Genomic DNA, 23,660 nt, shown 5'->3' on the forward strand with positions numbered 1-23,660 from the left:
CGGCCGGCCCGCGGCGGAGGCCGCGGACGGGTGCCCGCCGGGAGGGCGCCCGCGGGAGGGGAGGGGGTCAGCCCGCCGTGCACCGCGGCAGGCCGGCCGTCTCCCCTTCTCTGATGTCCTCCAGGGCGCCCAGGGCGTCGTCGATCGTGCCGACCTTCACCAGGGTCAGGCCCTCGGGGACGTCGCGGGCGGCGCCCGCGCAGTTGTCCTCGGGGGTGAGGAAGTACTCGGCGCCCTTGTCCCGGGCGGCGATGGTCTTCATCCCTACGCCGCCGATCGGGCCGACCCGCCCCTCGCCGTCGATGGTGCCCGTACCGGCCACGAACTCGCCGCCGGTGAGATCGCCGGGGGTGAGCTTGTCCATGATGCCGAGGGCGAACATCAGCCCGGCGCTGGGACCTCCGACGTCGGCCAGCTCGATGTCTATCGCGAACGGGAAGGTGTGGTCGAGTCCCGCCCGGATTCCGACGACGGCCCGCCCGTCGTCGTCGGCCTCACCGGTGGTGACGGTGACCTTCCGGGAGCCGGTGGGCTCCTCGCCCGCCTTCTCGGCCGCCCGGGCGGCCTTGGCCGGAACGACGGTGAAGACCACGTCCTCGCCGGGCTCGTGCTCGGTCACCAGCTCGGCGACGTCTCCCGGCTGCTTCACCGCCTCGCCGTCCACGGCCGTGATCACGTCCCCGGCGTGCAGCCGGTCCTCGGCCGGCCCGCCCCTGACCACGGAGGCGACGACCACCCGCTCACCGACCGGGACGTCCAGCTCCCGCAGGGCGGCCACCTTGGCGCTCTCCAGCGACTGGGTGAACTCCTCGGCGTTCTCCTCCCGCACCTCCTCGGCCGACTTGTCGTCGGGGTAGAGGGTCTCGTGCGGGACGACGGCGCTGTCCTCGGCCAGCCAGCCGTGGACGGCCTCCACGAGGTTCATCCGGTAGTCGGCGCCGGTGACGCGGACGGTGGTCATGTTCAGATGCCCGGACGGCTCGTAGGTCTTCCTGCCCTCGATGCTCAGCACCGGTTCACCGTCGTGCTCACCGAGCGTGTTGACGGTGGGGCCCGGTGACATCTCGGCGTACGGCACCCTGATGAGGACCGCGGCGCAGAGCACGGCTATGAGCAGCAGGGTCGAGGTGAGCATCGTCGCGGTGCGGCGTGGCATGGCACGACAGTACGGGAACCGCGCGTCAGTCGGCGGCGGGGGCCCGTCCGTCCGGGGCCGCGCGGGACACGGCGGCGGAGTCCTCCCGGCCCGTCCCGTGGCCGTGCGGGCGTTCCATGGCCGCGCGGAAGGCCTCGTATCCGGCGACCCCGTCGGCGTCCCCGAAACCGCTGGGTTTGCGCGAGGCCCACACGGACCACACGGCCGCCCCGACCGCGGCGACGAACGGAATCAGCAACCAGGCGAGTGCCGCCACAGTGACCTCCCGATCCTCGAGTGCGCCGGAGATACGGCCTATGAGCAGACTAGATCCCGGATGAGTCAACCGTTCCGGCAGGGGTGCCCTTCCGCAACTCCGCGCCCCGGGAAACCGCCCGCTCCTCGGCGCCGGCTCTGCGGGGACTGTTCCCGGCCGCCGACGCGGCACACCCCGGGTGGCCCCGGCACAGCCGCCCGGGAGACGCACCGGCGAACTCCGGCCGGCTCCCTCCGGCCAGTCCCTGCCGGCCGGTTCCTAGGCCCCCACCCACTCCTCGGTGCCGTCCGCGAAGGTCTGGTGCTTCCAGATCGGCACTCGGTGCTTCAGATCGTCGATCAGTCGGCGGCACGCCTCGAACGCCTCGGCGCGGTGCGCGCAGGAGACGGCGACGACCACGGCCAGATCGCCGACCGACAGGTCCCCCACCCGGTGGACCGCGGCGAGCGCCCGTACGGGGAAGGCGTCCGCGACCTCCTCCGCGACCCGGCGGAGCTCGGCCCCGGCCGTGGGGTGGCAGGAGTAGCCGAGCCCGGTCACCCCCGTGCCCCCGTCGTGGTCACGCACGGTGCCCGCGAACAGCGCGGTACCGCCCGCCGAGGCGTCGCCGACGGCCGTGAGGACCTCGTCCACGGAGAGCGGGGTGTCGCGGATCGCCAGGAGACGGATCGGGTCGGGCGCCGCCCGCTCCCCGGGGTGGTCGTACGTCTGTGCCATGGGGTCATGGTGCCGTACGGGCGCGGACGCGCGGCGGCGGCCCGCCGACACGCCGGTGCCACCCTCCGGCGTCACACCCGGCGGCGGGCCTTGCGGGCGCGCCGGACCAGGGCCGCGGTGCCCACCAGGGCGACGGTCGCGCCCGCGGCGCCGAGCGTCGTCGCGTCCTTGCGGCCCAGGCGGCGGCCCGCGACCGCGTGGCGCCCGGCCGCCTCCTCCAGCAGCGCGTCCAGCACCTCCTCGTTGGTCCACTTCGGCCGCCAGCCCGCCTCGTGCAGCCGGGAGCCGCTGACCACCCAGGGGTGCATGGTGTACGCCAGGTCACCGGCCGGGGAGGGCGTCAGCCCCAGGCGGTGGAGCCGGGAGGCGGCGCCGAGCGCGACGGCGGAGGGCAGCTCCATGCGGCGGATGCCGGACAGCTCCTCGACCTCCTCCTGCTCCAGCCAGCCGTCGCAGCCGACCGCCAGCTCGCCCTCCACCTTCTCCAGCGCCGCGTACTCCAGGGCGCCGGCCAGGTCCTCGACGTGGCAGAACTGCCAGCAGGGCCGGGAGCCGGCCACGACCAGCAGCCGCGGGGACTCGAAGTAACGGGTCAGGGCGGTGTCGGTGCCGCCGACCAGGACGGTGGGACGTACGACCGTGACGTTCAGCCCCGGGTGCGCGCGGGGGGCGCGCCGGGCGAGGCGTTCGATCTCCAGCAGGTCGCCCACCCCGGTGGCCTCGGCGGTCGCCCGCAGCTCCGCGTCCTCGGCCAGCGGCACGTCGTTGTCGGGCAGGGCCCCGTAGACCATCGCCGAGGTGCACAGCACCACCCGGCGCACACCCGCGGCGGCGGCCGCGGTCAGCACGGTCTGGGTGCCGCGCACGTTGTAGGCGGTCCGCGCGGCGGGGTCGGTCTCCAGGTCCAGGTCGAGGGCGAGGTGGACCACGGTGTCCACCGGCTCGCCGTCACCGCGCAGCCGGTCGGCGATGGCCGGATCCCGCACGTCCAGGACGTGCCACCGCGCGCCGTCCACCGCGCCGCGGCGCTCGTCGAGCGCGATGACCCGCCCCACCTCGGAGGAGGCGACGAGCCGCTCGGTGAGCAGCGCGCCGACCCCCGATGCGGCGCCGGTGACCGCGACGACGGACCCTGCGGCTCCGTTACGCGGACCGCGAACGTTTGGCTCCTGGGAACTCACCCGGTGTCTCCCGCGGTTGTCTGTGGGTACGACGTGCGCAGGCTCCATCCTGCACGAGAGGTGTCTAGGCTGGACGTAGAGCCCGCCACATCGCACACCATCCCACCGACGTCCCACCGTCCCATCCACCAGAGCCGAGGAACCCCGTGAGTGACATCCCATTCGGATTCGGCATGCCGCCCGAGGAGCCCGAGGAGGGCGACGACGGGCGGAAGAAGGGCGACAAGGGCGGCCAGGGCGGCCCGCAGAACCCGTTCGGGTTCGGCGGCACGGGCGGTGCCGACAACCCGCTCGCGGCGATGTTCGGATCGCTGGGCGGCGGCCCCGGCGGGTTCGACCCGAACGACCTGGGCGCCGCGTTCCAGCGGCTCGGCCAGATGCTCAGCTACGAGGGCGGGCCGGTCAACTGGGACATGGCCAAGGACATCGCCCGGCAGACCGTCGCCGCCGGCACTCCCGACGGCACCAAGGACCCGAGCGTCGGCCCGCGGGAGCGGGAGGCCGTGGAGGAGGCCGTGCGCCTGGCCGACCTGTGGCTGGACGGCGTGACCTCGCTGCCCTCGGGTTCCGGTTCGGCCCTCGCCTGGAGCCGCGCCGAGTGGGTGGAGTCCACCCTCCCGGTGTGGAAGGACCTGGTGGACCCGGTCGCCGAGCGGGTCGGGGCGGCCATGGGCGACGTGCTCCCCGACGAGATGCAGGCCATGGCCGGCCCACTGCTGGGGATGATGCGTTCCATGGGCGGCGCGATGTTCGGCACCCAGATCGGTCACGCGCTGGGCGTGCTGGCCGGCGAGGTGGTCGGCTCCACCGACATCGGGCTGCCGCTGGGGCCGAAGGGCCGGGCGGCACTGCTGCCGGCCAACATCTCGGCCTTCGGCGAGGGCCTGGGCGTGCCTCTGGAGGAGGTGCGGCTCTACCTGGCGCTGCGCGAGGCGGCGCACCAGCGGCTGTTCGCCCACGTCCCGTGGCTGCGCTCGCACCTGTTCGGCGCGGTCGAGGGGTACGCGCGCGGGATCAGGGTGGACACCGCCAAGCTGGAGGACGTCGTCGGGCAGCTCGATCCCTCACGTCCGGAGGAGCTGCAGGAGGCGCTGCAGCAGGGCATGTTCCAGCCCGAGGACACCCCCGAGCAGAAGGCCGCCCTGGCCCGGCTGGAGACGGCGCTGGCGCTGGTCGAGGGCTGGGTGGACGCGGTGGTCCACGCCGCGGCCGAGCCCCATCTGCCGTCCGCCTCCGCCCTGCGCGAGACGCTGCGCCGCCGCCGTGCCGGCGGCGGCCCGGCCGAGCAGACGTTCGCCACGCTGATCGGCCTGGAGCTGCGGCCCCGGCGGCTGCGCGACGCCTCCCGGCTGTGGGCCTCGCTCGCCGACGCCCGCGGGGTGGACGGCCGCGACGGGCTGTGGGCGCACCCGGACATGCTGCCGACCGCCGGGGACCTCGACGACCCGGACGGCTTCGTCCACCGCGAGCAGCTGGACTTCTCCGAGCTGGAGGGGCTGCTGGGCAAGGAGTCCGGTGCGGAGGGCGGCGCGGAGGCCGGGCACGGCCCGGAGCCGGACTCGGACTCGGACGGCGAGAAGGACGAGCGCGGGGACGGCGGGGACGAGCACGGCGGCGCCCGGTGAGCCTGCACGAGGACGCGGCGCGGACGCTCAAGGAGTGGTCCGCGCCGGACGACGCGCAGGAGGCGCTGCGCCTGGCGTACTGCGACCATCTGGCCGCCCGCCCGGACGGCGTGTGGCGGTCCTGCGCGGACGGGCACATCACGGCGAGCGCGCTGGTGGTGGACCCGCGCCGCGGCCGTGTCCTGCTGACGCACCACCGCAAGCTGCGGATGTGGCTCCAGACGGGCGGGCACTGCGAGCCCGGCGACACCGCCCTCGCCGGAGCCGCTCTGCGGGAGGCCGTCGAGGAGTCGGGCATCGCGGGGCTCGCCCTGCTGCCGGACGGGCCTGTACGGCTCGACCGGCACCACACGCCGTGCGCCTGGCACCTGGACGTGCAGTACGCCGCCCTGGCGCCCGAGGACGCGGCCGAGGAGGCCGGCGAGGAGTCGCTGGAGCTGCGCTGGTTCGGCTGGGACGAGGTCGCGGGCGTGGCCGACGACTCCGTCGTACGGCTGGCGGAGCGCACCCGCGCACTGCTCTGACGCCTGGGCGCGCGGGCGGTCCCCCGAAGCGGGCCCGCGCGCCCCTGCTTCCTCCGGCCGGTCAGTTGGTCCAGATGTTGCCCTGGTTCTGACCGCGTGCGCCGTGCTGTCCCATGCCGTACTGCGCGCCCGGGCCGGCCGCCGCGTTCTGCGGCGGCAGCAGCTCGCTGGGCTGGACGAGGGCGAATCCCTCGCCCATGAAGTTCAGCTCCCAGCCCTCCCCCGTGCTGCCACGCCGGCGGAACACGCTCTGGGAGCTGGTCTGGGCCTGCATCTGCACCCGCAGCGAGCTGGACCAGGCGACCACCGCGTCGGAGTCGGCACTGACGTACCGCTCCGGGGTGACCTGGAGCGCCAGCGGCTGACCGGAGGTCATCAGCGCGACCTTGCCGTGCCCGGTGATGTTGAGGTTGTACGCGCCGGATCCGGAGATCCCGAACTGGCTGTCCACGGCGATCACCTCCCAGTGCAGGGAGGAGTCCAGCGCCAGCACGTAGGCGCTGTCGACCGTCAGGCCCTCGGACTCCACGTCCATGATGTGGATGTACTGGGCGAGGTTGGCCAGGTAGACCGTGCCCTGCCCGGAGCAGCGCATCAGCTCCAGGCCCTCACCGGTCCGCGCCTTCCTGCGGCGCTGCTGGCCGCTCCGGTACTCCCCGTCGAACTCCATCAGGCCCTGGTAGGCGACCATCGCGCCCTTGCGGGCGAGTACGTCGTCCTGGCCGCCGAGCAGGACCCGCAGCAATTGCGGGTTCTGCAGGACGTAGCGGTCCTGGCTCTGCACCTCGGTGTGGCCGAAGAGCGGACTCTGCATGGTTCTTCCTTCCCCCTCAGCCCCGCACGCGCAGGCGGTCGGTGCTGTCCTCGCTGGGCTGTACGACGACGAATCCCCGGCCGGAGAAGGCGATCTGGTACGCCTCTCCGCTGCCCCGGCCGATCAGCGCGCCCGCCTTCATGCTCCGCTTGCCCTTCATCTTCAGCCCCGAGGACCAGGCCACCAGGGCGTCGGGGTCGACGTACGTCTCGTCCTCGCCGCGTCCGCAGTCCACGACTATCGGGGTGCCGCGGGAGGTGAGGGCGACCCAGCCGGTGCCGGATATCCCGACGTTGAACATGCCCTGCCCGGAGAACTTCGCCAGACCCTTGACGCGCTCGACGCCCCACTGGAGGTGGGCGTCGAAGGCCAGGAGGTTGGTGCCGTTGACGGACATCGCCTCGTTGTCGAGGTTCAGGCAGACGACGTCGGCGCCGTAGTCGGCCAGGTAGAGCAGTCCGTCGCCGCTGCACTTCATCAGCGGGGCGCCCTCTCCGGTGAGCCACTGGGAGGCGGCCTGCCGGACGGCCGGCGGGTTGGCCTCGTACTGGACGAAGCCCTCGTAGGCGACCATCGAGCCGGAGCGGGCGAAGACGTCCTGGCCGCCGGCCATGGCGATCTTCACCATGTGCGAGCCGTGGTTCTCCATGCGGGCGGCGGGCGGGGTCGGGGCGTAGCCCGAGACCCCCGGGGTCACTGTCTGGTCCATGACGGGCTCCCTCAGACCTCGTAGGGCTGGACGACGATGAAGTTGCCGGGCGCGCCGCGGAACTGGAGGTTCACGGTCTCCCCGCTGTGGCCCGGGTAGGCGTTGCGGCGCAGTCGCACCTGGCTGGAGATGATCACCTGAGCGCCGGCGGACCAGGCGACGACGGCCTGGCTGTCGGCGAAGGTGGTCGGGGTGACGGGCAGGACGACCGGGGTGCCCTGCGTCTTGACCACGACGGTGCCGGTGCCCTGGAACTGCATGGTGAACAGCGCGCCGCCGGGGATGCCGTGGCCGTCGATCCGGCGCACCTCGTACTGGAGGGTCTCGTCGAAGGCGAGCACGTTGTCGGCGGAGACGCAGACGGCGTCGCCCTGGAGTTCGATGGGGTGGACGTGCGCGGCGTTCTCGGCGAAGAACACCTGGCCTCGGCCGGTGCAGCGCATGAGCTGCATCTCCTGGCCGGTGGCGTTGCCGACGATCCGGCCGGCGAATCCGGCGCTCTTGTAGGAGAAGTCGACCTTGCCCTGGTAGAGCACCATGCTGCCCTGGCGCGCCAGGACGCCCTGGCCGTCGTGGGAGAGGTCGGCGCGGACCAGTGCCGGGTTCTGCAGGGTCCAGCGCTGCCCGGTGGGCGCCTCGCGGTACTTCTCCAGCGCGGCGCCGATGCCGGCCGCCGGTCCCTGGGGTATCTGGGGTATCTGCGGGGCACCGGGGTGTCCGGTGTGGCCGGGGTGGCCGGGGACCTGCCCGAAGGGCTGCTGCGGAGCCGGCGGCTGCCCGAAGGGGTTGGGCACGGCCTGGCCCGGGGCGGCGGGTGCCGGGGCGGACGGAGGCGGAACGGGCGGGGCTGCCTGTCCGGGGAAGCCCGGCTGGGTGGGCCCGCCCCCGTAGGGGGGTCCGGCGGGCTGCGCCGGCTGTCCGAAGGGCGGCTGGGCGGGCGCGGGGGCCGGTACGGGCGGGGGCGCCGCCTGCGGAGCCGGCGCGGGTGCGGGCGCCGGTGCGGGCGCCTGCTGCGGAGCCGCGGGGGCCGCCGGGGGCGCGAAGCCGGGCGCCGGTCCGGCGGGCGGTGCGAAACCGGGCGCCGCCTGCGGAGCCGGCGCGGGTGCGGGTGCGGGGGCGGGCTCCTCCTCCAGGACCTCACCGCCGAAGTGCTTCAGCAGCGCCTCCAGTCCTCCGTCGAACCCCTGCCCGACCGCGGCGAAGCGCCAGACGTCCTTGAGGTAGAAGTCGCCGAGCATCACGGCCCGCTCGGTGGTGAACTCCGAGCCGTCGAACGAATAGCGCGCGACCTCCTCACCGCCCGCGACGATCCGCAGATAGCCGGGATCGGTCCGGGACATCTGCCCGTCGCCGTCGATCGTGGCGGTGAAGGAGAGCTTCCGGATATTCGCGGGAATGCGGTCCAGCGTCACCCTGAAGGATTCGGTGTCGCCCGCCTGGGCTCCCAGCAGCCGGACCGACCCCTCCGGCGACTCGGGCTGGTTGAAGAAGACGAAGTAGCGGTCGTCCGACAGCCGCTCGTCGGCGTCGAGACCGAAGCAGCTGATGTCGAAGGACAGCCCCGGCGCGGAGATCCGTACGCCCACGTACAGGTCCGTCCCGGCCGTCAGGTCACTGATCTTGGCCTTGTGGCCTCGTTGGAATTCCCTGGCCATGCGTAACGACCGTCCCCCATCCGAAGCGGTGAATTGCGTTGCGCCAGGCTAACCGGTGCTCCCCGCGGCTCACTCGCCCCCGTCGCGGGGAAGATTCGGCAGCCGGCCCGCGGCGATCACGCCCTCGAGGAATCCCCGGGCCCTCTCCGTACGCGGATAGGTCTCCAACAGCCGCCAGAACTCCGGGCCGTGGCCGGGGACCAGCAGATGGGCCAGCTCGTGCAGGAGGACGTAGTCCAGGACGTACTCCGGCATTCCCTGCAGGCGGTGGGAGAGGCGGATGCTGCCCTCGGCGGGGGTGCACGAGCCCCAGCGGGTGTTCTGGTTGGTGACCCAGCGCACGGTGGCCGGGCGGGCGCGCCCGAGCAGGTACTGCTCGGACAGCCGCACCGCGCGGGCGGCCAGCTCTCCGTCGTCGAGCGTCCTCCTGCTCTCCTGGGCGGCCAGCTTGTCGAGCATGATGCCCACCCAGCGCCGCTCCTCCTCCTTCGACATCCGGGCCGGAATGAGGACGACGGTGCGGCCGCCCTCCCGGTAGGCGGAGACCGTACGGCGGCGGCGTGTGCTGCGGCGGACCTCGACCGCTTCCGGCCGCGGCGCCGTGCCGCCCGCGGCCGCGCCGTCCGGGCCGGGGCGCGGCTTCTCGGCGCTGTTCAGCGGGTCTGCGGGCATGCCACGACGTTACCCGCCGACGTCGGCGGAAGTCCCGCCTCCGGGTCGCTCGCGGGGCCGCACGCCTGCGTGCGAGCCGGTGGCGCGCCTCCCGAGCGCCCCCGCACACCCGGTATGACGAACGCCGCACCCTGTGGACGGCTCTCCGCGGCGGACGCGGTGAAGGACGCAGGCTGGGTCCGTCCGGTCCTCTTCCGGCGCCGGGTGCACCGGGTCCGCCGGGAGGGGTTCAGCAGTGACTCAGCAGTGGCTCAGCAGTGATTCAGGGGGTTGCCGTGCATCCGATGATCAAACCCGCGCTCCGGCGTGCCTGGCGGGACCGGAACACCGTGCGGTACGGGGTGGCGCCCGCGCACGCGGTGCTGCTGGGCCCGGTGGACACCGCGACCGGCGGTTTCCTGGATCTCTTCGACGGCACCCGCAGCCTTTCCCAGCTCAGACAGGCAGCCGAGGCGATGGGGCTCGGGGCGGACGCGGCCGACCGGCTGGTGGCGCGGCTGACGGCCGCGGGGCTGCTGGACGACGCCACGGCTCACCGGCGGGCGGCGGCCCGGGTGGACGACCGGCTCCGCCCGGACCTGGGGTCGCTCTCGGTGCTCCGGCCCGAGCCGGGCGGCGGGGTGCGCCGGCTGGCCGCCCGGGCGGCGGCCCGGGTACAGGTGCGCGGCGCGGGACGGGTCGGGGCGACGGTGGCGGCACTGCTGTCGGCGGCCGGAGTGGGGCAGGTGGACGTGGTGGACGGAGGCTGCGTGGCACCGTGGGACACCGCGCCCGGGGGCATCGCACCCGAGCAGACCGGCGAGCGGCGGGCCTCGGCCGCTCACCGGGCGGTACGGCGGGCGGCCGCCGGGGCCCGGCCGCCCCGCCCCGGCCGGGGGGAGGGCGCCGCGCCGCTCGCCCTGGTAGTGATCGCCCCGCGCGACGGCCTGGCCGCCTACGCCCCGGATCCCGCCACGGCCGAGGAGCTGGTCCGGATCGGGCAGCCCCATCTGTACGCCGGTGTCGTCGAGGCCACCGGCTTCGTGGGGCCGCTGGTGCTGCCGGGCGCGGCGGCCTGCGCGGAGTGCCTGATGCTCGGGTGCACCGAGCGGGAGCCCACCTGGCCGCTGGTGGTGGCACAGTGGAGGTCGGCACGGCGGTCGGCGGTGCCCGCCTGCGACGTGGCGCTGTCGACGGTGGTCGCGGGGGCCACCGCCTCCTGTGCGCTGAGCTTCCTGGACGGGGACGAGAGCTGTGTCACGGACTCGCGGCAGCACTGGGTGCTGCCGCGGCTGCGCGCCGAGTGCGAGCCGGTGCCGCCTCATCCGGAGTGTCCGTGCGGTGCGGCTTCCGGGCACGGCGGCCGCCCGCTCTCGGCGGACGGGGCCCGGCGGTCCACAATGGCCACATGACCGCTGTCCTCGGCGCTGCCACCTGGTCGTGCTGTCGGGAAGTTGGAGGGGCACATGTCGGATCTTCCGCGTAAGGCCGTCACCCGTACCGCCAAGCTGGCCGCGCTGCCGCTGGGGATGGCGGGGCGCGCGACCTGGGGCCTGGGCAAGCGGATCGGCGGGTACTCCGCGGACCTGGTCGGGCAGGAGTTGCAGCAGCGCACCGCCGAACAGCTGTTCAAGGTCCTCGGGGAGCTGAAGGGGGGTGCCATGAAGTTCGGCCAGGCGCTGTCGGTCTTCGAGTCGGCGCTCCCGGAGGAGGTGGCCGGCCCCTACCGCGCGGCGCTCACCAAGCTCCAGGAGGCGGCGCCGCCGATGCCGGTGGCGTCGGTGCACGCCGCACTGGCCGAGCGCATGGGCGAGGACTGGCGGGAGCTGTTCGAGGAGTTCGAGGACAAGCCCTCGGCGGCGGCCTCGATCGGGCAGGTCCACCGCGGTGTCTGGCACGACGGCCGCCCGGTGGCCGTGAAGGTGCAGTACCCCGGCGCCGGTGAGGCGCTGCTGTCGGACCTGAACCAGCTGGGGCGCTTCGTCAGGCTGCTGGGCCCGCTCGTTCCCGGCGTGGACATCAAGCCGCTGGTGTCGGAGATGCGCGACCGGCTCAGCGAGGAGCTGGACTACGAGCTGGAGGCGCGGGCACAGCGGGCGTACGCGGAGGAGTTCGCCGACGACCCGGACGTGCGGGTGCCGGACGTGGTGTACCAGTGCGACCAGGTACTGGTCACCGAGTGGCTGGAGGGTGTGCCGCTGGCCGATGTGATCAGGGACGGCAGCCGTGAGGAACGGGACCGGGCCGGGCAGTTGCTGGCGCGTTTCCTGTTCTCCGGCACGGCCCGCACCGGACTGCTGCACGCCGACCCGCATCCGGGGAACTTCCGGCTGCTGACCGGCGACGCGCCCGACGGGCCGCCCGAGCAGTGGCGGCTGGGGGTGATGGACTTCGGCACGGTCGACCGGCTGCCGGAGGGACTGCCGCCGACGATCGGCGTCGCGCTGCGGATGGCGCTCGACGGCGATGCGGAGGCGGTCCACGAGCTGCTGTGCGACGAGGGGTTCATCAAGCCGTCCGTCGAGCTGGATCCGGACGCGGTGCTGGAGTACCTCCTGCCGATCATCGAGCCGGCACAGGAGGAGGAGTTCGTCTTCTCCCGGGACTGGATGCGGGAGCAGGCCGCGCGGGTCGCCGATCCGCGCTCCCCCGCCTACCAGCTGGGCAAGCAGCTCAACCTGCCGCCTTCCTACCTGCTGATCCACCGGGTGACGCTCAGCACGATCGGTGTGCTGTGCCAGCTCGGCGCACAGGTGCGCATGCACGAGGAGATGGAGGCGTGGGTGCCCGGTTTCCTTCCGGAGGACGAGGAGGAGTACTCCGACGATGCCGGGGAGGGTGCGGAGGTGACTGAGACCTCCGCCTGAGGGCCGCGGGCGGGGCCCGCCGCGCCCGCCCGGAAGGACGCGGAGGCCGTGGCGTCACCGCCCCGGCTCCCGTCCTCTGTCGTCCTCTGCCGTCGTCTGCCGCCGTCCGCCGCTCCGGCTGCCCCTCCGGCCTCCACCAGCCTCCACCGGTCTCTTCTGTCCGGTCCGTCCGGTCTCGGCTCCGGCCCGGCAGGGCGGTCGGGCAGGAACGGCCGCCGGTCCCGGCGTCGGCCGGGACCGGCGAGTCGTCACTGCATGATGGCCAGGGCCAGAGCACGGCGGGCCCGCAGGGAGGCCCGCTCGGCACGGCGCTGCATACGGCGGGCGGTGATCACCCGGTGGCCGAGTTGTTCTGACTCGGCCTCCCGCATGCGTTCACGCATATGGGCACGGGCCATGGCTTCTGGGATGAGTTGCATGTCGCGGGTCCTGTTCTGGAGCAAGGCGGTGGCGCCGGGCTGTGTGCTCGCGTGGTTGTCGGTGTTGAGGGTCATCGCGGATTCCGGCTTCGGGAAGGGACGCATCGCGGGACCGTGCGTCGCGGGGTGATCGATCGTGCCGACGGTGTTCATGCCGTGACCGGGTTCTTGCGGGGGCGGCCACGCGGCCGCTTGCGGGGGACGACCACCCCCTGAACGAACAGCTCGCCGCCCCAGACACCCCAGGGCTCGCGGCGGTCCTTCGCACCGGCGAGGCAGGCCTCGCGCAGCGGGCAGGTCTGGCAGAGGGACTTGGCGTACTCCACGTCGGCCGGCGACTCGGCGAAGAAGACCTCCGGGTCGTAGCTGCGGCAGGGCACGGCCACACCGAGACGCTCGATGGCGTCGTCGAGCTCGGTGAGCGTGGTGAGCGGGGTCAAGGAGTCCTCCGTGGAATCGGACGTTCGGATCGGGTCGGGCTGTACGGACGGGGCGTGCGTCTGGATGTGCACGGCGGTGGATTCCTCGTCTGTGTGTCGTCTCTTCGACCCGGCTGGTGGCCGGGCCACTTGGGGAAAACAAAAGGGCCGCGGATCCCGGTGTGGGTTCCGCGGCCCTGGAAGGTGCCGACCTGATCGTGCCGATCAGGCTGGATCTCTCCAGGGTTCGAGCCCACGGAAGGCCCACATCGTGTGGTGCTTGGCCTGCTTCTGTCCGTTGCCGGCACCGTTGGCCGCGTCGGTAAAGGCATAGGCATCAGCCTGTGCCTCCGCCACTACCGCGGGTGCCTGGGTCGGTCGCTCGCCGGCCCGCTCGCGAATCGACAGGACCGCGAGGGAGACCGGACGCGCGGCGGCGAAGCCGAAGGCACGGGTGCCGGACAGACGGGTGCCGGACAGGCAGGAGGCGAGGACCTCGCGACCAGTCGGTTCCGTCGTGATCGTGGTGATCGTGGTGGTCATCGAAACTCGCCTCCTCTCGGCGCTTGAGGGATCGATCGGGTGTGTCGATCCGGACGTTCAGGGTTCAGTACAGCATGGATCCGATGGAGCCAGTAGGCCCCGCTCGTCCATGTCCGGAAGGCTATGAGGGTTTGGACGGCCCGCGCAAACTATTTTCCCGGCGGATTCGTAACAGCCTCTGTGACAGATTCCGGAATCTCTTCGTCCACTTGTTCGTCCGCCCGTTCGTCCGCCTGTTGGTCCGTTCGTTCGCCGGCGGCTTCCCCGGTGTCCGCACCGATCTCCTCGCCCGCGCACAGGGCCAGCACATCGGCGCCGAACCTCTGGAGTTTGCGCCCGCCCACGCCGGGGATCCGCGACAGCTCCGTCTCGTTGTCGGGCAGGGCCTCGGCGATCGCCATGAGCGTCTTGTCGGTGAAGACGCAGTAGGCGGGCTGACCGAGCTGCCGCGCCTGGGCCGAACGCCACTCGCGCAGCCGCTCGTACAGCTCCTCGTCGAGGTCGGAGGGGCAGCCCTCGCAGCGCATCAGCTTGATCTCGCCCGCGTCGGTGAGGGTGCGCCCGCACACCCGGCACCGCACCGGACCGCGCCGCCTGCGCGACCGTCCGCCGCCGCGCTCCACCCCGCCGGCGCCGCCGGGGCGGCCGCCCGGCGAGGAGCCGGGCCGCAGCCCCGCCAGGAACCGGCTCGGACGGCGACCGCCCCGGCCGCCCGGCGAGCGTGACAGCGCCCAGGACAGGGAGAGGTGGCGCCGGGCCCGGGTGACGCCCACGTAGAGCAGCCGGCGCTCCTCCTCGATCTGCTCGTCGGTCTTCGCGTAGCTGATCGGCAGTGTCCCGTCCGTCAGCCCGACCAGGAAGACCGCGTCCCACTCCAGGCCCTTGGCGGAGTGCAGTGAGGCGAGGGTGACGCCCTCGACGGTGGGGGCGTGCTGGGCGTTCGCCCGCTCGTCCAGTTCGGCCACGAGGTCGGCGAGCGTCGCCTGCGGCCGGGCCCGTGCGAAGTCCTCGGCCAGCCGCACCAGGGCGGCCAGGGACTCCCAGCGGTCGCGCACCGCCCCCGATCCGGCCGGGGGCTGCGGCGTCCAGCCGGTGCCGCCGAGCACCGCACGCACCTGGGAGGGGAGGTCCACGGTCTCGGCCAGCAGCGGGTCGTTGTCCCCGGCGCGTGCCGCGCCGCGCAGGGCGACACCGGCCTCACGCACCTCGGGCCGCTCGAAGAACCGCTCGGCGCCGCGCAGTTGGTAGGGCACTCCCGCATCCGCCAGGGCCTGTTCGTAGACCTCGGACTGGGCGTTGACGCGGTAGAGCACCGCGACCTCGCTCGCGGGGACGCCGGCGTCCATCAGCTCCCGGATACGGCGGGCCACCCCCTCGGCCTCGGCGGGCTCGTCCGGGTACTCGGTGTAGACGGGCTCGGGCCCGGTCTCGCGCTGGGAGACCAGCTCCAGCCGGTGCTCGGCGGCCCGGCCCCGGGCCTGGGCCAGCAGCCCGTTGGCCAGATGCACCACCTGCGGTGTGGAGCGGTAGTCGCGCACCAGCTTGACCACCGTGGCGCCGGGGTGCCGGGTACGGAAGTCGAGCAGGTGGTCGGGGGTGGCCCCGGTGAAGGAGTAGATCGTCTGGCTGGCGTCGCCGACGACGCAGATGCTCTCCCGGTCCCCGAGCCACAGTTCCAGCAGCCGCTGCTGCAGGGGGCTGACGTCCTGGTACTCGTCCACCACGAAGTGCTGGTACTGCCGCCGCACGGTGTCGGCGATGTCCGGCCGCTCCTGGAGGATGCCGACCATGAGCAGCAGCACGTCCTCGAAGTCGATGACCGACCGCTCGCGCTTGAGCTGCTCGTAGAGCCCGTAGATCCGGCTGATCTCGGCCGGGTCGCGCGGGGCCTCGCGCGAGGACTTCGCCATCGCGGCCGGGTAGTCCTCCGGGACGCTCTGGGTGACCTTGGCCCACTCGATCTCGCCCGTCACATCGCGCAGCTCGTTGCGGTCGAGCCGGATGCGGCAGCGCGCCGCGGCCTCGGCGACGAGCTGGACCTTGCGCTCCAGCAGACGCGGCAGCTCGCCGCCGATCGCCTTCGGCCAGAAGAACTGCAGCTGGCGCAGGGCGGCGGAGTGGAAGGTGCGGGCCTGTACACCGCCCGCGCCGAGCTGGCGCAGCCGCCCGCGCATCTCGCCCGCCGCGCGGTTGGTGAAGGTGACGGCCAGCACGCTCGCCGGCGGGAGCACCCCCGCCTGCACCCCGTACGCGATCCGGTGCGTGATCGCGCGGGTCTTGCCCGTACCGGCCCCCGCCAGCACGCACACCGGGCCGTGCAGTGCCGTCGCCACCTCGCGCTGCTCGGGATCGAGCCCTTCGAGCACCGCGTCGGGTGAGTCGGGGACGTGCGGGAAGAGGGAGGAGGGCGTTGCTGCTGTCACCCCGCCATGCTGCCAGGTCGGCCGAGGGGCCCGTAACCGTCGCCCACAGGCGGCGGGAACTCGTAGTAGGAACGCCCCGCGCCGACCCCGGTCCGGGCTCGCCCCTGACCAGGTCCGGGCTCGCTCCGGACCCGGTCCGGGCCGCCCGGAATGGGTCCGGGCCGCCGGGAATGGGTCCGGCCGGTTGAACGTTCCACCGATGCCAGTACGCCGACACGCCGAGACGAGGAGCACGAGAACCCATGGCGGGAACGGTCACGATGTACAGCACCACCTGGTGCGGCTACTGCCGTCGGCTCAAGGGCCAGATGGACCGCGAGGGAATCGCGTACACCGAGGTCAACATCGAGCACGACCCGGAGGCCGCGGCCTTCGTCGAGAAGGTCAACAACGGCAACCAGCTGGTCCCGACCGTGCTCTTCCCCGACGGCTCGGCGCTGCCCAACCCCTCGATCGCGACGGTGAAGGCCGTTCTGGGCACCTGACGCGCCGTCGCGCACGCGTGAGGCGCGGCCTTCCGGCGGGGCGTCCCCGCCGGAAGGCCGCGCCTCTCAGCGCGCCGAACCGGCCGGACGCGCCGCACGGGACGCCAGATCCAGCAGTTCGTCGACGGACCACTGGTCGTACACGTGCTCCCCGTACTTGCGGGCGACGACGCGGCCGTCGGTCGCCAGCAGGAAGTCGGCGGGCAGGCCCAGCCGGCCGCCGTGCGGCCTGGAGGACGGGCCGCGCTCCCGTCCGCGGGCCCGCTCACGCGCGCTGCGCGCGAGAGCGCGTGCGACCGGCCACCAGGCGCGCGGCGAGAGCAGGGACCGCGGTGCGGACTCCACGCCGAACTCGGCGTAGAGCCGCTTGCCGGGATCGGCGACGACGGCGAACGGAAGGTCCGCGGCGTGCTCGGCGAGCTCCTCGGGATGGGAGTGGAAGACCACGACCTCGCGGATGCCCGCCGCCTCGATCTCCTCATGCCGCCGCACCACCGACCGCAGGTGCAGATTGCACACCGGGCAGCCCGCGAACCGCCGGAACTGCAGGTGGATCAGCCGGGTGCCGTCCGGGACGGCGACCGGCGGTCCCAGCACGGGATCGAGACTGCGGGCGGAGACGGTCGAGCCGGGCCGAACCGGCTTGCGTGGGACGCGCATCGGGCACCCTCCCTGGGCATCGGCCGTAGGTGTACGGCGTACACCCAACAGCGTAGGCGTATAGCGTACGCTGTCAACCGCCATGCCCCGCCCGCGTTCCCTCACACCGACCCAGCTGGCCACGGCCGCCCTCGCCGTCATCGACCGCGACGGGCTCGCCGGGCTGTCGATGCGCGCGGTCGCCAAGGAGCTGGGCGTCAGCACGATGGCGCTCTACCGCTACGTCGAGGACCGCGGGGAACTGGAGGAACTCGTCGTGGAGCTGGTGCTCTGCGACGCCGGCGGCGAACCGCCGCCGGCTGGCCCGCCGTGGCGGGAGCGGATCGGGGTCATGGCCCGGAGGCTGTACGACGCGGTGGGCGCCCACCCGGCGGTCGTCCCCCTGACCCTCACCCACCAGTACACCTCTCCCGGGGTGCAGCGCTGGTCGGAGACGGTGCTGGCGGTCCTCGCCGGGGCGGGCTTCGACGGCGGGCGGCGGACCGTGGCGCTGCGCGGCCTGCTCTCCTACGTCATCGGGGCGATCCAGCTCGCCCACCTCGGCCCCCTGCCGGGCGGGAGCGCGGACGCCCGGCCGCCTCTGCCGGAGGGTGAGTTCCCGTATCTGGCCGAGGCCGTCCGGCACACCGGGGGCGCCGGGGGCCCGGACGCCGGGCGGGAGTTCGACGAGGGGCTCGACGCGCTGCTGCGCGGCCTGGCCCCCCGGGGCGGTTCCCGGAACGGCTCCTGAGGCTCCGGGCGGTCCGCGGAGGGGGCGGCGGCGGTCACAGGGGGACGGCCGCGGTCACAGCGGGCCCGGCAGCGGCTGCCCGTACCACAGCTCGATCAGCCGGGCCGCGATCGAGATGCCCGACGGCGGCAGCACCTCGCCGGAGGCGAACGCGGCGCGCAGTTCCTCGCGGGAGAACCAGCGGGCCTCCTCGATCTCCTCGCCGTCCACCCGGATCTCGGTGGAGGTGGCGTGCGCCACGAACCCCAGCATCAGGCTGGACGGGAAGGGCCACGGCTGGCTGGCGACGTACTCGACCCTGCCGATCGTGACGCCCGCCTCCTCGCCCGCCTCGCGGACGACCGCCTGCTCGATGGACTCACCCGGCTCCACGAAGCCCGCGAGCGTGGAGAAGCGGCCCTTGGGCCAGTGCACCTGGCGGCCCAGCAGCGCACGGCCCTCCGGGTCCGTCACCAGCATGATCACGGCCGGGTCGGTGCGCGGGTAGTGCTCGCCGCCGCAGGCCGGGCAGCGGCGGATGTGGCCGGCGGCGGCGATGACCGTGCGCTCGCCGCAGCGCGAGCAGAAACGGTGCATGCGCTGCCAGTTCTCCAGGGCCACGGCGTGCACCATCAGCTGGGCGTCGCGCTCGGAGAGCAGCGTGCCCGCCTCCCGCAGCCCGGCCGGCCGGGCCGCGTCGTCCATCCGGCCCGGCAGCGCGTCCTTCTGCAGCGCGAAGTAGCGCACGCCGTCCTCGTCGATGCCGAGGAAGTAGCGGTGCGCCTCGGTCAGCGGGGCGTCGAAGGAGGGCATGGTCACCAGCTCGGCGCCCCCGTCACCGGTGTCCTCGATCAGCACCTGCCCGCCGGAGACCACGAAGCAGCGGGTCGTCGGGTGGCTCCAGGCCGCCCCGAGCCAGGCCTCGTCCAGCCGGTGGTGGGAGGCCCGGTCTATGCCGCCGGTGGCGGTGAGCGTGACCGGAGGACGGTCGGTGGTGTGGTCGGGCCAGGTGATCACGGCTGCTACCAACTTCCCCTGCTGCGTGAGCGGTGGTTCGGGTGCGTACGACGGCCGCCGGACCATCCCGTGCAGTCCGGGTGCGGTGGAAGACCCGTTCCTCTCCGTCCGCGGCGGCGCCCGCGCACAGCCGTCCCCGCCGCTCCCCCGTGCCGGGGGGAGGGGGGCGCCGACCGTCCGCGGGGACGGCGGGCCGGCCTGCGGTGCGCGCGCGGACGGCGGTGTCCACGAGCGGCCGGGGTGGTGCTCATGCCCCGAGCCTATCCGGCCGTTCCGCCCGCCCCGGAATCGGTCGCCGCGTCCCGCCGGACGCCCGGCACCCCCCGGCCGCCCGGGATGTCCGAAGCGTCCCGGTCCGGGACGGCCGTGTCCTCCGTGCCGTGCAGCAGCAGCCTCTCCAGGCCGGCGCGGCCCGGCAGCCGTGCGGGCCGGACCAGTTCCCCGCTGCGGACGTGGAGGAAGGCGGCGCTCACGGCCTCGGGCGGCAGCCCGTGCCGCTCGGCCCAGGCGAGGCGGTAGACGGCGAGCTGGAGCGGGTCGGCCCGGCCGGAGTGCCCGGTCTTCCAGTCGATGATCTCGAAGCGGCCCTCCCCGTCGCGGTACACCGCGTCGATCCGGCCCCGGATCACCCGGCCCGCGAGCACCAGCCGGAAGGGCGCCTCGACGCGGTACGGGATGCGGTGCGCGTAGGGGGTGCGGCCGAAGGCCTCCTTGAGCGCGGCGAGGTCCTTCTCGTCGGCGATCCCGTCGTCGCCGGGATATGCCTCGCCCTCCTCCCCGCCCCCCGGCAGCTCCTCGGGGTCGTGCAGGGGCAGCTCCAATTCCTCGAAGCGGGATTCCACCCAGGCGTGGAAGCGGGCGCCCCGGCGGGCGGCGGCGGGCCGCGGCGGCCGCGGCATGGGCCGGGCCAGATCCCGCGCGAAGCCCTCGGGGTCGGCGGCCAGGCGTACGAGCTGGGTCGCGGAGAGCGCCGGAGGCAGCGGCACCTCCCGCGCTCCCGACCGGGCCCGGCGCAGCTCGGCGGTGAGCGCCTCCATGTCGCGGTCCCAGGAGGCGACGGTCCGCGCCTCCTCCGGCTCCGGCACCGGCGCCTCCTCCGGGGCAGGCCCCGCCGGGGCCGGTGCGGGCTCCTCCGCCGGCGCGGGCTCCGGGGCCGTACGGGGGCGGGGCAGTCTCCGCCCGTCCGACCGCTCGCCCGTCCGACCGTCCGACCGTCCGCCCGTCCGACCGTCCAGGTGGGCCATGACGCGCGCGGCGGCGGCGCGGCGGCGTGCCCAGGCCTCCTCGTCCAGCGGCAGGGGCCAGGCGCGCTCCTCGGCCGGCTCCTCCAGCGCCGGGTTCTCCTCGCCCTCGGCGGGCTCCCCGGCCCAGTGCTCGACCTCGCCGTGCCGCGGGTCGGCCTCGCAGTGCGCGCGCAGCGCCTCCAGGAAGGAGGAGGGGCCGCGCGGCTTCCTCTGGCTGGGTCCCCACCAGTGGCCCGAGCCCAGCAGCAGGGAGCGGGGGCGGGTGAAGGCGACGTAGCCCAGCCGCAGCTCCTCGGTGTGCTGGTGGTCCCTGACCGCCTCGTCGTAGACCCTGCGGTCCTTCGCCGTCCAGCCGGACAGCTCCGGCAGGGTCGCCGCGTCGCCGCGCAGCGCGGGCGGCAGCACCTTCGGCTGGGAGAGCCAGGACTCGCGGGCCTGCCCGCTGGGGAAGTTGCCGGCCACCAGCCCGGGAACGGCTACCACGTCCCACTCCAGGCCCTTGGACTTGTGCGCGGTGAGGACCTTGACGGTGTTCTCCGCACCGGGCAGCGAGCTGTCCAGCCCTTTCTCGTACTCGGCCGCGGCGCGCAGGAAGCCCAGGAAGGCCAGCAGGGTGGACTGCCCGTCCAGCGAGGCGAATCCGGCGGCGATGTCCAGGAAGGTGCCGAGGGTCTCCCGGCGGCGGGCGGCCAGCGCGTGCGGGGAGGCGGAGAGCTCGACCTCCAGGCCGGTGACGGACAGCACCCGGTGCAGCACGTCCATCAGCGGGTCGGCCAGCGAGGCCCGCAGATCGCGTATCTCCTTGGCCAGCCGGGCGAAGCGCACCCGGGCCTCGGCCGAGAACGGCAGCGGGTCGTCGTGGCCGCTGGTGCCCAGGAAGGTGTCGAGCGCGTCGGCGAGCGAGACCACCTCGGCCGGGTCGGTTCCCTCCACGGCCGCCGCCAGCCGCTCCTGGACGCCGGCCTCCCCGTCGCCGGTGCGCGGGCCGCCGGGCACCAGCAGCCGGGCGCGGCGGCCCAGCAGGGCGAGGTCGCGCGGGCCGATGCGCCAGCGCGGGCCGGTGAGCAGGCGCACCAGGGAGGCGTTGGCGGTCGGGTCCTGGAGGACCTCGCACATGGCGACCAGGTCGGCGATCTCCGGCAGATGCAGCAGGCCCGACAGGCCGACGACCTCGACCGGGACCCCGCGCTCCACCAGCGCGCCCTGGATCTGCGCGAAGTCGCCGGCGGTGCGGCACAGCACGGCGATTCCGCCCGGCTCGGTACCGGTGTTCACCAGGTGGGCGACGGAGTCGGCCAGCCACGCGATCTCCTCGGCGTGGGTGCGCAGCAGCGCGCAGCGCACCAGGCCGTCCAGCTCGGCGCCGGGTGCGGGGCGCAGCGCCTCCACGCCCGCGTGGCGGGCGCGCAGCGGCGCGGCCAGGGTGTTGGCCAGGTCCAGCAGCCGTCCGCCACTGCGCCGGTTCTCGCTCAGGGACTGGCGGCGGGCGGGAGTGCCGTCGGCGAGGGGGAAGTGCTCGGGGAAGTCGTCGAGGTTGGCCACGGACGCGCCGCGCCAGCCGTAGATGGCCTGGCAGGGGTCGCCGACGGCGGTGACGGCGTGGCCGGTGCTCCCCCCTGTCCTCGACGGGGCCGTCCCTGCCCCGAACAGGCCCGCCAGCATGACGCGTTGGGCCACGGAGGTGTCCTGGTACTCGTCCAGCAGCACCACGGCGTACTCCTCGCGCAGAATCCGCCCGACCTCGGGCACATCGCGTGCCAGGGACGCCGACAGGGCCATCTGGTCGCCGAAGTCGAGCAGTTCGCGCTCCCGCTTGCGCCTGCGGTACTCCTCGACGAGCTCCAGCAGTTCCAGGCGGCCCCGCGCGGTCTCGGGCACCTTCCGCAGGGCGGCGTTGGTGAGCCTCACCTCGCCGCTCTCCAGCAGGTCGAGCAACTCGCGGTCGTACGCGCGCAGCCGCTCCGGCTCCACCAGGTGCTCGGACAGCTCGCCGTCGAGGGCGAGGAGGTCGCGCACCAGCTCGCTGACGGACTTGGTCAGCGCCGTGAAGGGGCCGGGCGCGGTACGCAGCACCGAGGCGGCGAGCTGATAGCGGGTGGCGTCGGCCAGCAACCGGGCGGACGGCTCGATGCCCAGCCGCAGTCCGTGGTCGCCCAGCAGCTGCCCCGCGAAGGCGTGGTACGTGGAGATCCGCGGCTCGCCGGGCGGCTGTTCGGGGGCGGAGGGGTCGGGGGAGCCGGCGGGGTCGGGGTCGAGCACTCCCGCCCTGTGCAGCGCCCCACGCACCCGTTCGGCCAGCTCGCCCGCCGCCTTGTTGGTGAAGGTCAGGCCCAGCACGCGCTCGGGCGCGACCTGCCCGGTGCCCACCAGCCAGACCACCCGGGCGGCCATCACCGTCGTCTTGCCAGACCCGGCTCCGGCCACGATGACCTGCGGCGCGGGCGGAGCGGTGATGCACTCCATCTGCTCGGCGGTGAAGGGAATGCCGAGGAGCCGCCGGAGGTCGTCGGGATCGTTGAGCTGTGCGGGCACCCACCAGACGCTAGCGCGCCGCGCCGACAGCCGCGGCGCGGCGGTGGCGGGCGGGGGCCGCCGGCCGTGCGGCGCCCCCGTTCCGACGGGGCGTCAACCGCCCTCAGACCGACTCGTGTCGACCGGAGTCCTCGCGCATCTCGCCCAGGTCGAGGACCTCGTCCGGATCCGGCGCCTCGACCACGACCTCCTCCCCGTGGCCGGTGAAGTCCATCACACCCGGCTCGTCGCTCCCCTCGTTCTCCATCCGCAGCAGATAGGGCCGGTCGTCGTCGTTGGCGACATAGGCGGTGGTGGTCCCCTCGCCGTCCTCCTCCTGGACCAGCGGGATGACCTCCCGGCCGTCGAGGTCGACGGGCTCGCGCTTCCCGGTCTCCCCGGATCCGCCGGACTCCATGTCCTCCAGCAGCCCGTCGAGGTCGCAGAAGCCGCCCGGGCCGGCGCCGGACTTCCCGGTGTCCGTCCTCACCCAGCGATCCGAGAGCATCTCGACGGCCATGTCCTCCCCGGGGCCGCCGTCGCTCTGGTTCTCCCAGAAACCCTCGTCGCCCTTCATGTACATCCGCCCGTCGGCGGAGAGGACCTCGGCGGTGCCTTCGCCGATCGTCATGGTGCCGGTGCAGTCGCCGCCCCCGGCGAGTGCCAGGTCGATCGTCATCCTGCCGTCGCCGTCGTCCCCGGCCACCCAGCCGGTGATGCGCAGCGACTCGGCCCGCCTCATCGCCTCGGCGGACCGCTCCATGATCTTCCCGGCGGAGCTCCGCTCCAGCCTCGTCCCGCCGAATCCCCCGGCGAAGGGGGCGTCCCCCTCCTGACCCGGCTCCCCGGGGGCCGCCGGATCCGCCCTGCCGATACCCGCCGACAGGCCGCCCCCGGGCCCGGAGTCCGGTCCGCCCGTACCGCCCGGCCCCCCGGAGCAGCCCGTCAGTCCCGCGGCCATGGCGCAGACCAGTGCCGCCGCCAGATTCCCCCGTTTGTCCCCCACCGCTGTGCCGCCTCCGTTTCCGCGATGCCCTACCGGAACATGGGACCACACCGCACCGACAGCCGGTTC

The 23,660-nt window shown here is 74.0% G+C and carries 22 protein-coding genes; 6 read left to right on the forward strand and 16 right to left on the reverse strand.

Translation table 11 applies throughout. The features are described 5' to 3' along the window. Nucleotides 1–67: 67 nt before the first annotated feature. The 4 genes from BM237_RS03950 to BM237_RS03965 form a co-directional block, all read right to left on the reverse strand. A complete protein-coding gene (locus BM237_RS03950) occupies nucleotides 68–1,156 on the reverse strand; it encodes a YlbL family protein (protein WP_093847818.1) in 1,089 nt (362 codons plus the stop codon). Between the two features lie 25 nt (nucleotides 1,157–1,181). After that, on the reverse strand, nucleotides 1,182–1,412 hold the full coding sequence (locus BM237_RS03955) for a hypothetical protein (protein ID WP_093847820.1): 231 nt from the start codon (nucleotides 1,410–1,412) through the stop codon (nucleotides 1,182–1,184). A 258-nt stretch (nucleotides 1,413–1,670) separates the two neighbouring features. Then, nucleotides 1,671–2,129 (reverse strand): molybdenum cofactor biosynthesis protein MoaE, encoded by a 459-nt coding sequence (locus BM237_RS03960; RefSeq protein ID WP_093848120.1) that lies wholly within the window; start codon nucleotides 2,127–2,129, stop codon nucleotides 1,671–1,673. Between the two features lie 71 nt (nucleotides 2,130–2,200). Continuing rightward, nucleotides 2,201–3,310 (reverse strand): SDR family oxidoreductase, encoded by a 1,110-nt coding sequence (locus tag BM237_RS03965; RefSeq protein ID WP_093847822.1) that lies wholly within the window; start codon nucleotides 3,308–3,310, stop codon nucleotides 2,201–2,203. A gap of 146 nt (nucleotides 3,311–3,456) precedes the next feature. Between BM237_RS03965 and BM237_RS03970 the strand changes: the two genes are divergently transcribed. Beyond that, nucleotides 3,457–4,935 carry a zinc-dependent metalloprotease gene (locus BM237_RS03970; RefSeq protein WP_093847824.1) on the forward strand — a complete coding sequence of 493 codons (1,479 nt, stop codon included), beginning with the start codon at nucleotides 3,457–3,459 and terminating at the stop codon, nucleotides 4,933–4,935. Beyond that, on the forward strand, nucleotides 4,932–5,459 hold the full coding sequence (locus tag BM237_RS03975; RefSeq protein WP_093847825.1) for an NUDIX hydrolase: 528 nt from the start codon (nucleotides 4,932–4,934) through the stop codon (nucleotides 5,457–5,459). The genes BM237_RS03970 and BM237_RS03975 overlap by 4 nt, the downstream gene beginning before the upstream one ends. A gap of 61 nt (nucleotides 5,460–5,520) precedes the next feature. Here BM237_RS03975 and BM237_RS03980 read toward each other — a convergent pair whose 3' ends face one another. The 4 genes from BM237_RS03980 to BM237_RS03995 all read right to left on the reverse strand — a co-directional run bounded on the left by BM237_RS03980 (nucleotide 5,521) and on the right by BM237_RS03995 (nucleotide 9,309). Then, on the reverse strand, nucleotides 5,521–6,273 hold the full coding sequence (locus BM237_RS03980) for an AIM24 family protein (RefSeq protein WP_093847827.1): 753 nt from the start codon (nucleotides 6,271–6,273) through the stop codon (nucleotides 5,521–5,523). A 16-nt stretch (nucleotides 6,274–6,289) separates the two neighbouring features. After that, nucleotides 6,290–6,982: an AIM24 family protein gene (locus tag BM237_RS03985; RefSeq protein ID WP_093847829.1), complete on the reverse strand. Its 693-nt coding sequence runs from the start codon at nucleotides 6,980–6,982 to the stop codon at nucleotides 6,290–6,292. A gap of 11 nt (nucleotides 6,983–6,993) precedes the next feature. Then, on the reverse strand, nucleotides 6,994–8,637 hold the full coding sequence (locus BM237_RS03990; RefSeq protein ID WP_093847831.1) for a TerD family protein: 1,644 nt from the start codon (nucleotides 8,635–8,637) through the stop codon (nucleotides 6,994–6,996). Between the two features lie 69 nt (nucleotides 8,638–8,706). Next, a complete protein-coding gene (locus BM237_RS03995) occupies nucleotides 8,707–9,309 on the reverse strand; it encodes a M48 metallopeptidase family protein (RefSeq protein ID WP_093847833.1) in 603 nt (200 codons plus the stop codon). A 284-nt stretch (nucleotides 9,310–9,593) separates the two neighbouring features. Here BM237_RS03995 and BM237_RS04000 point away from each other — a divergent pair, with 284 nt between their 5' ends. Together BM237_RS04000 and BM237_RS04005 are read left to right on the forward strand one after the other, a co-directional pair. Continuing rightward, nucleotides 9,594–10,700 carry a ThiF family adenylyltransferase gene (locus BM237_RS04000; RefSeq protein ID WP_093847835.1) on the forward strand — a complete coding sequence of 369 codons (1,107 nt, stop codon included), beginning with the start codon at nucleotides 9,594–9,596 and terminating at the stop codon, nucleotides 10,698–10,700. A 54-nt stretch (nucleotides 10,701–10,754) separates the two neighbouring features. Beyond that, nucleotides 10,755–12,155 carry an ABC1 kinase family protein gene (locus tag BM237_RS04005; RefSeq protein WP_093847837.1) on the forward strand — a complete coding sequence of 467 codons (1,401 nt, stop codon included), beginning with the start codon at nucleotides 10,755–10,757 and terminating at the stop codon, nucleotides 12,153–12,155. 248 nt (nucleotides 12,156–12,403) lie between these two features. Here the strand turns inward: BM237_RS04005 and BM237_RS04010 are convergent, their stop codons facing one another. The 4 genes from BM237_RS04010 to BM237_RS04025 form a co-directional block, all read right to left on the reverse strand. Continuing rightward, the gene (locus BM237_RS04010) at nucleotides 12,404–12,727 is read right to left on the reverse strand and encodes a putative WhiB-interacting protein (RefSeq protein ID WP_093847839.1); all 324 of its coding nucleotides are present in this window, start codon (nucleotides 12,725–12,727) and stop codon (nucleotides 12,404–12,406) included. Then, nucleotides 12,724–13,086 (reverse strand): WhiB family transcriptional regulator, encoded by a 363-nt coding sequence (locus BM237_RS04015; protein ID WP_093661313.1) that lies wholly within the window; start codon nucleotides 13,084–13,086, stop codon nucleotides 12,724–12,726. Before BM237_RS04015 ends, BM237_RS04010 begins: the two co-directional genes overlap by 4 nt. 132 nt (nucleotides 13,087–13,218) lie before the next feature. After that, nucleotides 13,219–13,536, reverse strand: coding sequence for a hypothetical protein (locus tag BM237_RS04020; protein ID WP_093847841.1), 318 nt, complete (start codon nucleotides 13,534–13,536; stop codon nucleotides 13,219–13,221). A 149-nt stretch (nucleotides 13,537–13,685) separates the two neighbouring features. After that, a complete protein-coding gene (locus BM237_RS04025) occupies nucleotides 13,686–15,959 on the reverse strand; it encodes an ATP-dependent DNA helicase UvrD2 (RefSeq protein WP_093847843.1) in 2,274 nt (757 codons plus the stop codon). Between the two features lie 242 nt (nucleotides 15,960–16,201). On the opposite strand from BM237_RS04025, the gene BM237_RS04030 reads away from it, so the two are divergent. After that, nucleotides 16,202–16,444, forward strand: coding sequence for a mycoredoxin (locus tag BM237_RS04030; RefSeq protein ID WP_093847845.1), 243 nt, complete (start codon nucleotides 16,202–16,204; stop codon nucleotides 16,442–16,444). Nucleotides 16,445–16,510: 66 nt separating this feature from the next. Here BM237_RS04030 and BM237_RS04035 read toward each other — a convergent pair whose 3' ends face one another. Beyond that, the gene (locus BM237_RS04035) at nucleotides 16,511–17,104 is read right to left on the reverse strand and encodes a peroxiredoxin-like family protein (protein ID WP_093847847.1); all 594 of its coding nucleotides are present in this window, start codon (nucleotides 17,102–17,104) and stop codon (nucleotides 16,511–16,513) included. Nucleotides 17,105–17,186: 82 nt separating this feature from the next. On the opposite strand from BM237_RS04035, the gene BM237_RS04040 reads away from it, so the two are divergent. Next, on the forward strand, nucleotides 17,187–17,834 hold the full coding sequence (locus tag BM237_RS04040; RefSeq protein ID WP_093847849.1) for a TetR/AcrR family transcriptional regulator: 648 nt from the start codon (nucleotides 17,187–17,189) through the stop codon (nucleotides 17,832–17,834). Nucleotides 17,835–17,888: 54 nt separating this feature from the next. Here the strand turns inward: BM237_RS04040 and nudC are convergent, their stop codons facing one another. The 3 genes from nudC to BM237_RS04055 form a co-directional block, all read right to left on the reverse strand. Continuing rightward, nucleotides 17,889–18,830: an NAD(+) diphosphatase gene (gene nudC / locus BM237_RS04045; RefSeq protein ID WP_175540876.1), complete on the reverse strand. Its 942-nt coding sequence runs from the start codon at nucleotides 18,828–18,830 to the stop codon at nucleotides 17,889–17,891. A 260-nt stretch (nucleotides 18,831–19,090) separates the two neighbouring features. Beyond that, a complete protein-coding gene (locus BM237_RS04050; protein WP_093847851.1) occupies nucleotides 19,091–22,606 on the reverse strand; it encodes an ATP-dependent DNA helicase in 3,516 nt (1,171 codons plus the stop codon). A 103-nt stretch (nucleotides 22,607–22,709) separates the two neighbouring features. Beyond that, the gene (locus BM237_RS04055; protein ID WP_093847853.1) at nucleotides 22,710–23,591 is read right to left on the reverse strand and encodes a hypothetical protein; all 882 of its coding nucleotides are present in this window, start codon (nucleotides 23,589–23,591) and stop codon (nucleotides 22,710–22,712) included. Between the last annotated feature and the right edge of the window lie 69 nt (nucleotides 23,592–23,660).

It is taken from the genome of Streptomyces mangrovi, from assembly GCF_900114215.1.
GTDB classification, from domain to species: Bacteria; Actinomycetota; Actinomycetes; order Streptomycetales; family Streptomycetaceae; genus Streptomyces; species Streptomyces barkulensis.